At 68.2% G+C, this 14,229-nt stretch carries 15 protein-coding genes; 12 read left to right on the top strand and 3 right to left on the bottom strand.

The features are described 5' to 3' along the window. From CL52_RS11680 to CL52_RS11625, 12 genes are read left to right on the top strand one after another with little or no spacing between them, the layout of a single operon-like run. On the top strand, positions 1–1,425 hold the full coding sequence (locus CL52_RS11680; protein WP_063613250.1) for a DUF8689 domain-containing protein: 1,425 nt from the start codon (positions 1–3) through the stop codon (positions 1,423–1,425). Continuing rightward, positions 1,332–2,120, top strand: coding sequence for a Flp pilus assembly protein CpaB (cpaB, locus tag CL52_RS11675; protein ID WP_043220779.1), 789 nt, complete (start codon positions 1,332–1,334; stop codon positions 2,118–2,120). The genes CL52_RS11680 and cpaB overlap by 94 nt, the downstream gene beginning before the upstream one ends. Before the next feature lie 49 nt (positions 2,121–2,169). After that, entirely contained in the window at positions 2,170–3,675 is a 1,506-nt protein-coding gene (locus tag CL52_RS11670) for a type II and III secretion system protein family protein (protein WP_043220777.1), read from the top strand. Between the two features lie 13 nt (positions 3,676–3,688). Beyond that, positions 3,689–3,955: a hypothetical protein gene (locus tag CL52_RS11665; RefSeq protein ID WP_041104832.1), complete on the top strand. Its 267-nt coding sequence runs from the start codon at positions 3,689–3,691 to the stop codon at positions 3,953–3,955. Positions 3,956–3,965: 10 nt separating this feature from the next. Then, a complete protein-coding gene (locus CL52_RS11660) occupies positions 3,966–5,294 on the top strand; it encodes a pilus assembly protein TadG-related protein (RefSeq protein WP_041104834.1) in 1,329 nt (442 codons plus the stop codon). Between the two features lie 9 nt (positions 5,295–5,303). Next, positions 5,304–5,768, top strand: coding sequence for a TadE/TadG family type IV pilus assembly protein (locus CL52_RS11655; RefSeq protein WP_041104836.1), 465 nt, complete (start codon positions 5,304–5,306; stop codon positions 5,766–5,768). After that, entirely contained in the window at positions 5,768–6,262 is a 495-nt protein-coding gene (locus tag CL52_RS11650) for a TadE/TadG family type IV pilus assembly protein (RefSeq protein WP_041104838.1), read from the top strand. The genes CL52_RS11655 and CL52_RS11650 overlap by 1 nt, the downstream gene beginning before the upstream one ends. Next, on the top strand, positions 6,256–7,473 hold the full coding sequence (locus tag CL52_RS11645) for an AAA family ATPase (protein WP_043220776.1): 1,218 nt from the start codon (positions 6,256–6,258) through the stop codon (positions 7,471–7,473). The genes CL52_RS11650 and CL52_RS11645 overlap by 7 nt, the downstream gene beginning before the upstream one ends. 3 nt (positions 7,474–7,476) lie before the next feature. Further along, positions 7,477–8,907, top strand: coding sequence for a TadA family conjugal transfer-associated ATPase (locus tag CL52_RS11640; protein ID WP_041104842.1), 1,431 nt, complete (start codon positions 7,477–7,479; stop codon positions 8,905–8,907). Further along, positions 8,904–9,890 (top strand): type II secretion system F family protein, encoded by a 987-nt coding sequence (locus CL52_RS11635; protein ID WP_043220773.1) that lies wholly within the window; start codon positions 8,904–8,906, stop codon positions 9,888–9,890. Before CL52_RS11640 ends, CL52_RS11635 begins: the two co-directional genes overlap by 4 nt. Positions 9,891–9,909: 19 nt before the next feature. After that, positions 9,910–10,878 carry a type II secretion system F family protein gene (locus CL52_RS11630; protein ID WP_043220772.1) on the top strand — a complete coding sequence of 323 codons (969 nt, stop codon included), beginning with the start codon at positions 9,910–9,912 and terminating at the stop codon, positions 10,876–10,878. Between the two features lies 1 nt (position 10,879). Continuing rightward, a complete protein-coding gene (locus CL52_RS11625) occupies positions 10,880–11,890 on the top strand; it encodes a tetratricopeptide repeat protein (protein ID WP_043220768.1) in 1,011 nt (336 codons plus the stop codon). Here CL52_RS11625 and CL52_RS11620 read toward each other — a convergent pair. The 3 genes from CL52_RS11620 to CL52_RS11610 are packed head-to-tail and all read right to left on the bottom strand — an operon-like array spanning position 11,884 to position 14,224. Further along, a complete protein-coding gene (locus CL52_RS11620; protein ID WP_043220765.1) occupies positions 11,884–12,957 on the bottom strand; it encodes an acyltransferase family protein in 1,074 nt (357 codons plus the stop codon). The two genes, CL52_RS11625 and CL52_RS11620, sit on opposite strands and share 7 nt — an antisense overlap. Positions 12,958–12,971: 14 nt before the next feature. Beyond that, the gene (locus tag CL52_RS11615) at positions 12,972–13,970 is read right to left on the bottom strand and encodes a glycosyltransferase (RefSeq protein ID WP_043220762.1); all 999 of its coding nucleotides are present in this window, start codon (positions 13,968–13,970) and stop codon (positions 12,972–12,974) included. A 56-nt stretch (positions 13,971–14,026) separates the two neighbouring features. Further along, on the bottom strand, positions 14,027–14,224 hold the full coding sequence (locus CL52_RS11610) for a hypothetical protein (RefSeq protein WP_043220760.1): 198 nt from the start codon (positions 14,222–14,224) through the stop codon (positions 14,027–14,029). Between the last annotated feature and the right edge of the window lie 5 nt (positions 14,225–14,229).

Here is a 14,229-nt window from a genome sequence, read left to right as displayed (position 1 = left end):
ATGCAGGACGCGAACGAGCAGGCCGATGGAGCGACGTTGCGCGAACGCGTGCAACGCCTGGCGCCCTCACCCCGCTGCATTGCCGATACAGGGCTCGGCGAGACGCTGCTGGCCGAGCTCTTGTGCAAACACCTGCTGGACGCCGGTGCGCTGGACCTGCCAAGGATGGCGTCTCGTCTACGCCTGCCAGGGATAGTGCTGGACGAGGTGCTCAACGGGCTGCGCCAGGACGGTCGCATTGAAGTGCTGGGCCAGGGACAGGGTCAGACGCTGCGCTACGGGCTTACCGAGCGAGGCCGCGAGGCCACGCGCGATGCCCTGCAGCGCAGCGGCTACCTGGGCCCGGCGCCCTTTGCCGTGGACGCCTATCGATCGCTGCTGCGGCTGCAGACGGTGCACGCCTCGCGCGTCGACCGCCAGGCCATCCGCGAGGCGATGCGTGACGTGGTGCTGAGCGACGACATGCTCGACCGGCTCGGAGTCGCGCTCAATTCCAACCGGGCGCTGATGCTCTACGGGCCGCCCGGTACCGGCAAGACCTTTATTGCCAGCCGCCTGATCAGGCTTTTCGAAGAGGCGATCTGGGTGCCCCACGCGATCGCCATCGACGATGCGATCGTGCCCATCTACGACGCACAGATCCACCGGCGTCTGGAAGACGATGCCACGCGCAACAACCTGCTGCTCGGCGAAGGCATCGACCGGCGTCTGGCCTGCTGCCTGCGTCCGCAGCTGCGGGTGGGCGGCGAGCTGGGCATGGATCAGCTGGACATTCGCCACGACCCGGTGGCCCGGCTGTTCCATGCGCCGTTGCAGCTCAAGGCGGCCAACGGCCTGTTCGTGATCGACGACTTAGGTCGCCAGCGCATGCCGCCCGAGCAGCTGTTCAATCGCTGGATCGTGCCGCTCGAAGAGCGCGAAGACTTCCTCAACCTGGGCGGCGGGCGTCATTGCAGCCTGCCGTTCGACGTGCTGCTGGTGTTTTCGACCAACTTCGACCCGCTGGATCTGGCCGACGGCGCCTTCCTGCGCCGGATCGGCCACAAGCTGCACTTCGGCCACCCCGATGCGCAGGCCTTCGAGCGCATCTGGCGCATGGAGTCGACGCGCCTTCACATCGACTTCGACCCGGCGTTACTGGCCTATGTCCTGAACGAGCTTTACGCACCCAGCGGCATGCCGCTGTCGCCGTGCCACCCGCGTGACCTGCTGAACATGGCCTGCGACCGCAGGCGCTACTTCCATGGAGCTGGCGGGCCTCGTTGCGAGGACCTTGCCTGGGCCTGGCAGAACTACTTCATCCAACACGAAACGGAACAAGGAGAACGGCCATGGGCTCGCGCAGCTTCAGCCTCGTCGCACTTTCGTTGTTGTTCGGACTCGGCGCAGCCTGGCTCGCCAACGACTGGCTCAACAGCCGTCTGAACGCCGCGCCCGACGACGCCCAACGCAATGTGGTGGTCGCCACCATGGAGATCCCCTTCGGCCAGATGATCGAGGCACGTCAGCTCGCCCTGGTGCGCATGCCGCGCGACACCGTGCCGGATGACGCCTTCGAGTCGATCGAGCAGGTCGCCGGCAAGATCGCCACCTTTGGCATGCTGCGCGGCGACATGGTCCGCCAGCCGCGCGTCGCCGAGCACCTGGGGGGCAGCACGCTGGCCTCGCTGATCGACAAGAGCAAGCGCGCGGTGTCGGTACGGGTCGACGATGTGGTCGGGGTCGGTGGCTTCCTCCTGCCGGGCAATCGCGTCGACGTGCTCGCCACACGGCGCGTCGGCAACGGCGAGGAATCGCAGGCGCGGACCATTCTCGAGGACCTGCGGGTGCTCGCCGTCGACCAGACCGCCAGCACCGACAAGACGCAGCCGGTCGTGGTGCGCGCCGTCACCCTGGAAATGGCGCCCGAGGAAGCGGAAAAGCTGGTCAAGGCGATGAGCGAAGGCCAGCTGCAACTGGCGCTGCGCAACCCGCTGGACAACTCGCGCAAGGCCGTCCAGCCGGTCGCCGTGGCCCAGCCGGTCGCCGCGCCGGTCAAGGCGCCGGCGCGCCCGCGTCCGGCCCAGCCGGCCGGGGTGACGGTCATCCGTGGCACCGATGTGAACAGAGTCAGGTTGTAGCTCGCTCGGCGCCCGCCGCGGCGGGCCGGAATCGACAAGGAGAATTCACATGAAACCTGTGCGAAACGCCGCCGTAGTCGCCGTAATGCTTGCAGGCGCGATCCTGCCGTCCCTGGTCGTGGCCGCCGAGCCGCAAGCGGCCGTCCGCGCGCTGCCGGCGGCCAACACCGATGCGGTCAAGGTGCCGATCTATCAGTCGCGGGTGCTGACCACGCGGGCGCCGGTCAAGCGCATCTCGGTCGGCAACCCGGGGATTGCCGACATTCTCATCACCACGCCGACCCAGCTGTATCTGCTGGGCCGCTCGCTGGGCAGCACCAATGTGCTGCTCTGGGACGCGCGCGACCGCCTGATCGACAGCCTCGAGTTGCAGGTCGTGCATGACCTGGGCGGGCTCAAGGCACGGCTGCACGAGGTGCTGCCGAAGGAAACCATCGAAGTGGCCAGCGCCCAGGGCGCGCTGGTTCTGCGTGGCCAGGTCAGCAGTGCGGCAGTGATGGACACCGCGCTGAAGCTGGCGACCAGCTACGCGGCGGCCAGTGCGCCGCAGGTCGAGGAGGGCAGTAGCGCGGCCGGCCGCAGCAAGAGCAAGGGCCCGGAAGTCATCAACCTGATGTCGGTCGGCGGCAGCCAGCAGGTGATGCTCGAGGTGAAGGTCGCGGAAATGCAGCGCAACCTGTTCAAGAACCTCAACGTGCGCTTCAACGCGCTGGACTTCGGCTCGTCCTCGCGCTGGTCCAGCGGCGGTTTCAACAATGGCGCCGGGCTCGGCTTCAACGGGGATGGCAACCTCGACCCGACTACCCTGTTCGGTGACGGCAAGGGCATCTTCGGCCAGTTCCTCTCCGACGAATTCCTCTTCAACGTGGTGCTCGAGGCCTCGAAGGACAACGGCACCGCCAAGGTGCTCGCCGAGCCCACGCTCACCACGCTGACCGGACAGCAGGCCGAGTTCATCTCCGGCGGCGAATTCCCGGTGCCGATCACCGAAGACGACGGCATCACCATCGAATACAAGGAATTCGGCGTCGGCGTGAAGTTTCTCCCGGTAGTGCTCGACAGCGGGCGCATCAACCTCAACCTCAACGTCTCGGTCAGCGAGCTTTCGAACACCAACGCGCTGGTGCTCGATACCGGCCTGGAGAGCGTGCTCGGCGATGGCGTCGCCCAGGTCATTCCCTCGCTGACCAAGCGCAGCGCGCAGTCGACCGTGGAGCTGCGCGATGGCCAGACCATCGCCATCGCCGGCCTGATCAGCGAGAACAGCCGCGACTTCGTCAGCCGCTTCCCCGGGCTGGGCGACCTGCCGGTGCTCGGCATGCTGTTTCGCAGCCAGCAGTTCATCAATGGCGAAACCGAACTGGTGATCCTGGTTACCCCGCATCTGGCCACGCCGGTCGATGCCAAGGCGGTGCGCCTGCCGACTGACGACTTCGTGCCGCCGAGCGACCTGGAGTTCTACCTGCTCGGCAAGACCAAGGGCAGCCAGCCGGGCCGCACCGTGCCGGTCAGCCTGGGCGTCAGCGAAGGCCGCTTCGGCCACGATCTGCACTAGACGGAGAAACGCCATGAAAACCGTGTTCGTACTGGGTTGCGCGGCGCTGGTTGCCGCCTGCACCACCTATGAAGAGGCTCGCGTCGGCCCGCTGGGCTCGACCGTCCAGGCCGTGCACTACCAGCAGATCGCCGACAAGACGACGGCCGCCGAACCCGGAACGGCGCTGCCACCGGCCGCTGACGGGCCGCGTACCGAGCGGGTGCTCAAGGGCTACCGCGAGGCGCACGGTGACGCCGAACGCGTGGCCGAACCGATCCGGATCCGCTTCGAGCGCTGAGGCAAATGCCATGAACAGTCCACGCGCCATTTACCGGGGGCCGGCCCACCAGCGGGGCGCTGTCATGGTGCTGGTGACGGTCGCCATGCTCGCGATCCTGGCGATGGCGGCGCTGGCCCTGGACGGCGGCCACATGCTGCTGAACAAGGCGCGCCTGCAGAACGCGGTCGATGCTGCCGCGCTCAGCGGCGCGCGCACGCTGCTGCAGGTGTCCGGCACCGGCAACGCCGCCAGCCTGACCCGTGACGCGGCCGTCGGCACCTTCACCTTGAATGCGCAGGCCGATGGCAACGACGAGTTGGCCACCGCGCTGGCCGAGGACGGCACGGGCTTCGTGCAGGTCGAACTCGCCACGAGCGTCTACGGGCCGTTCTCCTATCCAGGGCCGGTGGCCGCGCGCTATGTCCGTGTCTCGGTGGCCAACGAGCCGCTGCAGGGGTTCTTCTGGCCGATCCTCTCCCTGCTCGCCGACGACACGCCGGACAAGGCCGTCTCGGCCATCGCCACCGCCGGCCCGAGCCCGACCACCCCGTGCCAGGTGGCACCGCTGATGATCTGCGGCGACCCCAATGGCAACGACCCGACGGCCGGGCAGTTCTGGGGCTACCGTTTCGGCGATCTGGAAGTGCTCAAGAGCGGGGCGGGCAACACCTCGCCGATCGGCCCCGGCAATTTCCAGCTGATTCGCCTGGGCAGCAACAGCGGGGCGGCGGACGTCCGCGCCGCGCTGGCCGGCGACATCGAGCAATGCAACCAGGTCGGCGAGGCGGTGGAGACCGAGCCGGGCAATACCGTCGGCCCCGTCGCGCAGGGGCTGAACACCCGTTTCGGTGAGTACAAGGGCTCGCTGGCCGGCTCGGCGGCGAGCTACCCGCCAGATCAGATCATCAGCCACTCGACGCCGCTGATCGAATGGGACGAAGGCGCCGAGCAGGCCACCTATGATGGCCAGCCGGTGCAAGCGCGCGATGGCAACCTGTTCACCGGGCAGGGCGCGCTGCTCGATTACAACGACTGGCGCCGGGCAACGGCGGCCTGCCCGTCAGGCTGCACCGCCGGCGGTGTGGCGGAGCGGCGCGTGTTGCGCATCGTGGTGGGCGACTGCACCGGCAAGCAGAACGGCCAGACCTCCGTGCCGGTGCTGGGGTTCGGCTGCTTCTTTCTCGTCCAGCCGCTGCCCGCCGGCGGCAAGGACGCGCAGATATTCGGCCAGTTCCTGCGCGAATGTGCCGGTGACAACCAGCCGGACATCGACCCGAGCGACGACAGCGGCCCGCAGATCATCCAGCTCTACAAGACCTACATCGATAACGCCCGTACCCCCAGTGACGATTCGTGAGGAGGGAGCATGAGAGCGCCTCTTTATCGCTCGCGCAAAAGCCAGCAAGGCCTGGCCATGGTGGAGTTCGCCATTGCCCTGCCGCTGTTGCTGCTGTTGCTGCTGACCGTCGGTGAGCTGGGCCGCCTGCTATTGCAATACAACACCCTGGTGCAGGCCAGCCGCGACTCGAGCCGCTACCTCTCGGCGCACGCCTGGAACCGCACCCTCGGCCAGCTGGACCTCAACGCCGAGCTGACCGGGCAAACGCGCAACCTCGCCCTCTATGGCTCGCCCGCGGCCGGCGGCCAGCCCCGGCTCGAGGGGCTCGACGGCAGCGCGGTCGAGATTGCCGCGGTGGGCAGCCAGCACGTCCGCGTGACCCTGCGCTACCTCTACCAGCCGGTTATCGGCACCGAGCTGCCGGCACTGATCGGCGAGGCCATTCCGCTGCAGTTGACGCTGCAGGCGAGCACCGTGATGAGGGCCCTGTGATGAACGCCAAACGGATGCGCGGCGCCTACGTCGTGGAGTTCGCCATCGTCGGCCTGCTGCTGTTCGTCACCCTGTTCGGTGTGCTCGAACTGGGGCGCCTGGCCTTTACCGTCAATGCGCTGAACGAGTCGGTCCGCCGCGGTGCGCGACTGGCTGCGGTGTGCGACATCCAGGATGCACGCGTACTGCGTCGGGCGATGTTCAACGAGGCCGATGATGACGGTGCCAGCCGTCTGATCGGCGGCCTGGACGGCTCGCAGCTGAGCCTGGCCTATCTCGACGGCAACGGCGCGGAGATCGCCGGCCCGGGGCTGGCAAGCGGCTTTGCGCAGATCCGCTATGTGCGCCTGCGCATCGAGGGCTTCGTCTTCGACCTGTTGATTCCAGGCATGCAGACGGGGCTCACCCTGCCGGTGTTCGAGTCGATCCTGCCCCGGGAAAGCCTGGGCCGCCAACCCGATCCCAATGAAGTACCGGAGATAACGCCATGCTGAAACTCGTCGACAGCGACGCCCCGACCCGGGCCGAGACGCAGGCCCTGCAACTGCTGTTCTGCGGGCGCGACGCCGATGCGCTCGCCGGTTTCAAGAGCATGGTGCAGGGCCTGCCGGACTACCGTGTGGCGACCCGCCTGGTCAGCAACGGTCATACCGATCCGCTGTACAACGTCGACCCGCTGCCGGACGTGCTGGTGCTGCATCTCAGCCAGCTGTGGCGCGACGAGCTGGGCGCGCTGCTGCAACGCGAGCGTGGCCAGCGCCCCGCACTGTTGATCTACGGGCCGCTGGACAATCGTGAGGCGGTGCGCCTGGCGATGCAGGCCGGGGCAAGGGATTTTCTCCCCGAGCCGGTCGCGCCGGGCGAGCTGCGTGCGGCGCTGCTGCGGCAGGTGGCCGAGGCACGCAGCAGCGCGACCGAAGGCGGACGGCTGGTGGCGGTGATCAACGCCAAGGGCGGTGCCGGCGCGACGCTGATCGCCTGCAACCTGGCGCACCAGCTCAGCGTGCAGGGTGGCAAGACCCTGCTGCTGGACATGGACCTGCAATTCGGCAGCGTCGCCCACGCGTTCGACGTCAACCCCGCGCACGGCCCGGTGGAGGTTCTGCAGCGCGTCGACAGCCTCGACGGCGTGGCGCTGCACGGCTTCTGCAACCATTTCAGCGCGACGCTGGATGTGCTCGGCGTGCGCACCGGCGAGCTGTGCCTGAGCCAGGACGTGCGCCTGGAGCAGCTCGAAGCGCTGCTCGACCTGGCGCGCACCAGCTATGACTGGACCGTGGTCGACCTGCCGCGGCACATCGACCACCTGACCGGCGTCACCCTGGAAAAGGCCGATCGCATCTACCTGGTACTGCAGCAGAGCGTCGGCCATCTGAAGGACGCCGCGCGGCTGTGGCGCATCCTGCGCGATGACCTCGGGGTGCAGGCCGGGCGCATCGAGGTTGTGGTCAACCGCTACGAGAAATCCGCGCCGGTCAGCACGCGCGACATCGTCGAGGCCCTGCGCTGCGAACGCGTGCTGACCCTGCCCAACGACTACGCCACCGTCAGCGAATGCCAGAACGCCGGCATTCCGCTGGAGTTGCAGGCGCCGCGCGCCGGCATCACGCGCGGGCTGCGCCAGCTCGGCCAGCAACTGGTCGGCGAGCAGCGGCGCGATCCGGGCCTGTTCAAACGCACCATTGGCCGACTGTTCGGGGGATAGACCATGTTGAGCGAATTTCGCAGCCGCCTGCAGCGCGCACGACCCACGACCGAAGCCGCGGCGACGCCGCCCGAGGCGCTTGTCGCCACGCTTGGCATGCCCTGGGAAGCCGAGGCCCCCGAGGACCGTTACGAGACGCGCAGCCAGCTCGGCGGGCTGGAGTGCGAGTGGCGCGAGCGCATCTACCAGCTGCTGCTGAAGGTCATGGACCTGTCGCTGCTCGACTCGCTGGAGCCGGACGAGGCAAGCCGGCAGATCCGCGACATCTGCCAGCGGCTGCTCGACGAGCAGAACGCGCCGGTCAGCGTGGCGGTGCGCCAGGCGATCATTCGCCAGATCACCGACGAGGTGCTCGGCCTCGGCCCGCTCGAGCCGCTGCTGGCCGACCCGAGCGTGTCGGACATCCTGGTCAACGGCCACGCCTCGGTATACGTCGAGCGCCACGGCAAACTGCAGCGCACCGATGTGCGCTTTCGCGACGACCGTCATCTGCTCAACATCATCGACCGCATCGTGTCCTCGCTGGGCCGGCGCATCGACGAGTCCTCGCCGCTGGTCGACGCCCGGCTGAAGGACGGTTCGCGGGTCAACGCGATCATTCCACCGCTGGCCATCGACGGGCCGAGCCTGTCGATCCGCCGCTTCGCCGTCGACCTGCTCAACGCCGATGCGCTGGTGCAGATGGGGACGCTGACGCCGGCCATCGCGCTGGTACTCAAGGCCATCGTGCGCGGCCGGCTCAACGTGCTGGTCTCCGGCGGCACCGGCACCGGCAAGACGACCCTGCTCAACGTGTTGTCGAGCTTCATCGGGCACAACGAGCGGATCGTCACCATCGAGGACTCGGCCGAGCTGCAGTTGCAGCAGCCGCATGTGGTGCGGCTGGAAACGCGCCCGGCGAACATCGAAGGGCGTGGCGAGATCAACCAGCGCGAGCTGGTGCGCAATGCGCTGCGCATGCGCCCGGACCGCATCGTCATCGGCGAGGTGCGCGGCGGCGAGGCGCTGGACATGCTGGCCGCGATGAACACCGGCCACGATGGCTCGCTGACCACCGTGCATGCCAACAGCCCGCGCGATGCGCTGGGCCGCATCGAGAACATGGTGTCGATGACCGGCGCGACCTTTCCGATGAAGGCGCTGCGCCAGCAGATCGCCTCGGCCATCGACGTGGTGGTGCAGCTCGAGCGGCAGGAGGATGGTCGCCGGCGGCTGGTCAGCGTGCAGGAAATCAACGGCATGGAAGGCGACATCATCACCATGACCGAGATCTTCAGTTTCGAGCGCCGCGGCATCGGCGAGGCCGGCGAGGTGCTCGGCGACTATCGCCCGAGCGGCATGGTGCCGGTGTTCCGCGACGGGCTGAGCAAGCGCGGCATCGAGCTGCCGCTGGGCCTGTTCCGGCCGGACTGGATGGAGGCCTTGCAGTCATGAACGCGCTATCCGGCGACTTTCTGCTGATCTTTCTCGGCATGGTGTTTCTGGCGGTATTCCTGCTCAGCCAGGGCCTGACGATCCCGGTGTTCGGTGAAGCGGGGCAGGTGCGCAAGCGGATTCGCCAGCGCCTGCGTCTGCTCGAGCAGAGCGGTGACGGGCAGAGCATGCAGGTGCTGTTGCGGCAGAAGTACCTCAAGCGCCTCTCGCCGCTGGAGGCCTGGCTCGAGCAGCTGCCGGGCATGGAGCGCCTCGGGCGGACCATCGAACAGGCCGGGCGCCGTCATCTGGCGTACCGGGTGGTCCTGCTCGGCCTGCTCCTGGGGCTGGTCACGGCGATGCTGGTGTGGGTGGTGACGAAGCTGGCATGGCTGGCGCTGGGCCTCGGCCTGCTGGCGAGCGGGCTGCCGGTCCTGCGCATCGTCAGTGCGCGTGCGCGTCGCTTCGCGCAGTTCGAGGAGGGCCTGCCCGATGCGCTGGACGCCATGTGCCGGGCCATGCGTGCCGGCCACCCGTTCAACGAGACCCTGCGCCTGGTCGCCGAGGAGCAGAAGGGGCCGGTGGCCGAGGAGTTCGATCTGGCCTTTGCCGACATCGCCTACGGCAATGACGTGCGCCGCGCGATGCTCGGGCTGCTCGAGCGCATGCCAAGCATGACGGTCATGCTGCTGGTGACCTCGATCCTGATTCACCGCGACACCGGCGGCAACCTCACCGAGGTGCTCGAGCGCCTGAGCCGGCTGGTGCGCGAGCGCTTCCGCTTCCAGCGAAAGGTGCGCACGCTGTCGGCCGAGGGGCGCATGTCGGCCTGGGTGCTGGTCTCGGTGCCCTTCGTGCTCGCCGCCGGAATCATGCTGACCACGCCCGGCTACCTGCCGATGCTGATCAACGAACCCCTGGGGCGCAAGCTGGCCCTGGCGGCCTTCGTCGGCATGCTGCTGGGGATCTTCTGGATACGCCGGATCGTGCGCATCCAGGTGTAGCGCCTCGAGGAGACGGATCATGGACTATCTGCTGAGCCTGATCGGCGAAACCGTCAAGGACGAGCGCCTGGTGCGCCTGATCTTCAGCGCCGCGGTGGGCGTCAGCCTGGTGCTGGTCATGATCGCCCTGGGGCTGGTGGTCATCGGCTTGCAGGACCCGGTGCGCCGGCGCCTGCACGCCATCGGCCGCGGCCAGGCCGGTGCGGCCGTCGCCAGCCAGCCGCCGGGCGGGGTGCAACTGCTGCTGGCGCGGCTCGGCCAGCGCTTCGTCAGTGGTGACCAGGCGGCGCCGAGTGCGACGCGGCTGCAGCTGATCCAGGCCGGCTACCGTTCGGTGTCCGCGCCGCAGCTCTACTGGGCCTTGCGCCTGCTGCTGCCGCTCGGCCTGGGCAGCGCGGCGGTGCTGTTGCTGCCGCTGCTCAGCGGTCTGGCCCTCAAGCACGTCGCGTTGCTGGCGGCGGTGCTGGCGGGCGTCGGCTGGCTGTTGCCGGCGCTGGTGGTGGAAAAGCGCCGGGCCGCGCGGATCGCCCGGCTGCGCAGGGCATTTCCCGATGCACTGGACCTGATGGTCGTCTGCGTCGAGTCCGGGCTGGCCTTGCCGCAGGCCATCGAGCGCGTGGCCGAGGAACTCTCGGTCAGCCATGGCGAACTGGCCGAGGAGCTGGCGCTGGTCAATGCCGAGATCCGCGCCGGCATCAGCAGTGCCGATGCGCTGCGCAATCTCGCCGAACGGACCGGGCTGAAGGACATCGGCGGGCTGATCAGCCTGCTGGCGCAGAGCATCCGCTTCGGCAGCAGCGTGGCGGACACGCTGCGCATCTATGCCGAGGAGTTTCGTGATCGTCGTACCCAGGCGGCCGAAGAGCAGGCGGCGAAGATCGGCACCAAGCTGGTCTTCCCGCTGATCTTCTGTCTCTGGCCGAGTTTTTTCCTGGTGGCCATCGGGCCGGCCATCGTGGGTGTACTCAAGGCCTTTGGGAGGCTGTGACATGAACAAGCTCGTATTACTGGTGGCGGCGACCGGCGTGCTCGCCGGTTGTCAGAGTTTCGAGCCGACGCAGCAGGGCGTGCGCTCGGTCTACTCGGGTGACAACTCGGTGCTCTATCAGGTGAGAAAGCAGGCCGGCAGCGCCAACCAGGCGATGCTGATGGCCGACGCCGCCTACCGCGCGGGTGATCTCGACCAGGCGCTGTACCTCTACCTGCGTACGCTCGAGCTCGAGCCCAAGCATTACGCCGCACTGGTGGCGATCGGCCGGATCCACCGCGAGCGGGGCAACCTGCAGCTGGCCGAGATGGCCTTGAACGAGGTGCTCGCCGCGACCCCGGATGACATCGAGGCGCTGGCCGAACTGGGTTTGCTGCGCCTCGAGCAGCGCGACCTGGGCCAGGCGCGTACCGCGCTCGAGCGGGCGCTGACGCTGGATCAGCAGCGCCTGGGCAAAGCGCTGGGCGCAGGCGCGCTGCAGCCGGGCGAGCTGAGCGTGGACCGCGCTTCGCCGGTGCGCCTGTACAACGCGATGGGGGTGCTGGCGGACCTGGGGTCGTCGTTCGCCGAGGCCGAGGGCTATTACCGCCTGGCCCTGCAGATCGACCCGCGCTCGCCGCTGGTGAACAACAGCCAGGCCTATTCGTACTACCTCGCCGGCCAGTGGGACGCGGCCGAGCGGCTCTACCGCCGGGCCATTGACCTGTCGCCCGGGTATTCGCCGCTGCTACGCAACTTCGGCCTGCTGCTGGCGCGCAGCGGGCGCTACGAGGAAGCGATCGCGGTCTTCGAGCGTGGCGGCAGCCGGGCCCAGGCGAGCAATGACGTGGGCTACATCTGCCTGGTCGAGGGCCGGCTGGACCAGGCCGAGCAGTTCTTTCGCAGTGCGCTGGAGCTGTCGCCTTCGCACTACGCCACGGCGGCGGAAAACCTCGAGCGGGTCCGCCAGCTGCGCCTGCTGCGGGAAATGGAACTGCAGCGCGACGGGCTGGCCGCCTCCACGGTTCACTGAGCCGCCCGATCGCTGCCGGCCGGCAGCGGTGCGCTGGGCGGGCGGGGCAGGTAGCGCTTGAGCGCCAGGGCGGGCGCTTCGACCAGGTGCCAGGACAGCCAGGCCAGCGCCAGGCTGGCCACGAGGCTCACGGCGATCATGCTGCCCAGGCCGATCTGCCCCTGCGTCCAGTGCACGATCAGCTGCTGCGTCGGAAAGCTGAAGATGTACAGACCATAGGAAAAGTCGCCGTGCCGGCCGATGTTCGACAGCACCGGCAGCGGGCGCTGGGCGAGGTAGAGCGTGAGGTAGGGCAAGGTCAGCACCTGCACCGGGTTCCACAGCGTACTGCCGCCGGTGACCAGGCTCAGGACGAGCAGGGGCAGCGCCAGTTTCCAGGTCCAGGGGACTTGCGCGCGATAGAGGTAGAGCGTGGCCCCGGCGAGAAAGAACAGCCCCAGGCGGGTGAACTTGAACAGCACCTCGCTCGTCAGGCCCAGCCGATCGATGGCGAGGAAATGCACGACGAACAGCAGCCCCAGCAGCGGCAGGACTACGCGCCGGCGCAGCAGGCCGAACAGGCCGAGCGTCAGCAGGGTCGCGTACATGCCGACCTCGAATGGCAAGGTCCAGAGCGAACCGTTGACCGTATCGGGAAAGGGGTTGGCGGCGAACACGCCAGGCAGGTGAAAGCGCGTCACCAGCAGCATGTTGGCCAGGTAGCCGGTGGTGAGCTCGTGCCGCAGGTAGTCGCGCAGTGGCAGCTCGGTGGCCAGCGGGCCGACCACCAGCAGGGCGAACAGTGTGGAAACCAGTAGGGCAGGAAAGATCCGCAGCGCGCGCTTGCCGGCGAACTCGATCAGGCTGCGGCTGTGCAGCCAGGACGCGGCGATCAGGTAGCCGCTCATCACGAAGAACACATGCACCGCCACGTCGGCCATGTCGTAGCCGCCGGAAAAGCGTCGGATCGGCTCGCGCTCGGGCTGGCCGGTCAGCCAGTAGCTGTGCCCGATCACCACCATCGAGGCGGCGAGCAGGCGCAGGCAGTCGAAGTTGTTGCCGCTGCGTTGCAGGCTTTGCTCACTCATGGCGCAGGCCTCCCTCAGCGCAGCGGAAAGGTGGTGCTGACGCCCAGCTGGCGCCCTTCGCCGTCACGAATCGCCCGCTCGAGCAGTTGCAGCCGCTCGCCGGCGTGGTGGCGATGGGCGACCCAGCGCAACAGCAGCAGGAAGACGGCGCGGTTGAGGCGGTAGAGCCAGGGCGATTCGGCCCAGACGTGGGCGTCGAACCAGGCCTGGTTGCGCGCGCTGTAGTAGGCACGGAAATCCGAGTCGCCGAGCAGGAAGGCCTCGAAGATGTTGCGGGTGCGCGCCTTGATGTTCCACGACAGCTCCAGCTCGTCGATCAGCGCCTCGCTGAACAGGTACAGCGAGCCGCCGTTGGCACTGATGCGCCGGGTGTACTCGGTGTCGTCGGCATACAGCACCAGTTCGCGCAGCGGTACGCCGATGCGCTGGTAGAGGCTGCGGTGGGCGAGCATGCCGCCATAGGGGGCGAACGGCAGGGCGATCGTCTGTGGTGCGTGCCCGGTCGGCCGGCCCCACGGCAGCCGGCGCCAGAACTTGTAGGGCACCTGCGCGATATGGAAGCCGAAGGAGCTCGAACGCGGCTGGCGGACGAAGCGCGCCGGTACGCCCTGGGCGATGTCGGCCTGCTGCGTGGGCCGGAAGCCGAGCACCGCGACTTTGTCCAGCCCCTGCGCCTGGCCCAGGCGCGCGAGTTCGCGGTGGAGGATGTCGACCGCGGCGGCGGTTGGCGCGTTGTCGTCATCCATCAGCCAGATGTACTCGGCGCCGCTGGCCAGCGCGGCCTCGATGCCTTCGGCGTAGCCGTTGGCCGAGCCGGTATTGCGCCCCAGTTCGAGCAGTTCGACGCGCCCGGGCGCGCGCTCGACGAGGCGCGCCAGCGGCGCGGTCGAGGCGTTGCTGACGATCAGCACCCGGTCGATGGCGGCAAAACCCAGCGCGCGCTCGACCAGTTGTTCCAGATAACGCAGGCGGTCGCCGTAGGTGACCGTGACAATGGTGGTGGTGCCTTGCATGACATCCTCGATGGCGGGTGACGCCGTTGACCGCTGTGCCAGGGCCGCCGCGCCGCTCATGACGGCGCGGACTCGCGCGTGGCCTGTGGCGACGGGTCGTCGTCGGGGTGGGCGGGGCTGAGCAACGCGTGGAACACCATGCGTGGCACGACGGGGGGGTGGCCGTCGGCGTCGGCCGGTTCGTGGAATATTTCGACATAGGAGTAGCCGTCGGCCAGGATCGTCGAGGCTTTGGGCGCGCGATCGTTGCTCATGGTTT

This window comes from Stutzerimonas balearica DSM 6083 (assembly GCF_000818015.1).
Classification (GTDB): domain Bacteria; phylum Pseudomonadota; class Gammaproteobacteria; order Pseudomonadales; family Pseudomonadaceae; genus Stutzerimonas; species Stutzerimonas balearica.
Note: the sequence above shows the minus strand (reverse complement) of the source record. Positions and strands in the feature narration are given on the sequence as shown.

Bases quoted from the DNA above. Each gene is read 5' to 3' on its own strand.
- CL52_RS11680 (WP_063613250.1), top strand. From the start codon at position 1: ATGCAGGACGCGAACGAGCAGGCCGATGGAGCGACGTTGCGCGAACGC.
- cpaB (WP_043220779.1), top strand. From the start codon at position 1,332: ATGGGCTCGCGCAGCTTCAGCCTCGTCGCACTTTCGTTGTTGTTCGGA.
- CL52_RS11670 (WP_043220777.1), top strand. From the start codon at position 2,170: ATGAAACCTGTGCGAAACGCCGCCGTAGTCGCCGTAATGCTTGCAGGC.
- CL52_RS11665 (WP_041104832.1), top strand. From the start codon at position 3,689: ATGAAAACCGTGTTCGTACTGGGTTGCGCGGCGCTGGTTGCCGCCTGC.
- CL52_RS11660 (WP_041104834.1), top strand. From the start codon at position 3,966: ATGAACAGTCCACGCGCCATTTACCGGGGGCCGGCCCACCAGCGGGGC.
- CL52_RS11655 (WP_041104836.1), top strand. From the start codon at position 5,304: ATGAGAGCGCCTCTTTATCGCTCGCGCAAAAGCCAGCAAGGCCTGGCC.
- CL52_RS11650 (WP_041104838.1), top strand. From the start codon at position 5,768: ATGAACGCCAAACGGATGCGCGGCGCCTACGTCGTGGAGTTCGCCATC.
- CL52_RS11645 (WP_043220776.1), top strand. From the start codon at position 6,256: ATGCTGAAACTCGTCGACAGCGACGCCCCGACCCGGGCCGAGACGCAG.
- CL52_RS11640 (WP_041104842.1), top strand. From the start codon at position 7,477: ATGTTGAGCGAATTTCGCAGCCGCCTGCAGCGCGCACGACCCACGACC.
- CL52_RS11635 (WP_043220773.1), top strand. From the start codon at position 8,904: ATGAACGCGCTATCCGGCGACTTTCTGCTGATCTTTCTCGGCATGGTG.
- CL52_RS11630 (WP_043220772.1), top strand. From the start codon at position 9,910: ATGGACTATCTGCTGAGCCTGATCGGCGAAACCGTCAAGGACGAGCGC.
- CL52_RS11625 (WP_043220768.1), top strand. From the start codon at position 10,880: ATGAACAAGCTCGTATTACTGGTGGCGGCGACCGGCGTGCTCGCCGGT.
- CL52_RS11620 (WP_043220765.1), bottom strand. From the start codon at position 12,957: ATGAGTGAGCAAAGCCTGCAACGCAGCGGCAACAACTTCGACTGCCTG.
- CL52_RS11615 (WP_043220762.1), bottom strand. From the start codon at position 13,970: ATGCAAGGCACCACCACCATTGTCACGGTCACCTACGGCGACCGCCTG.
- CL52_RS11610 (WP_043220760.1), bottom strand. From the start codon at position 14,224: ATGAGCAACGATCGCGCGCCCAAAGCCTCGACGATCCTGGCCGACGGC.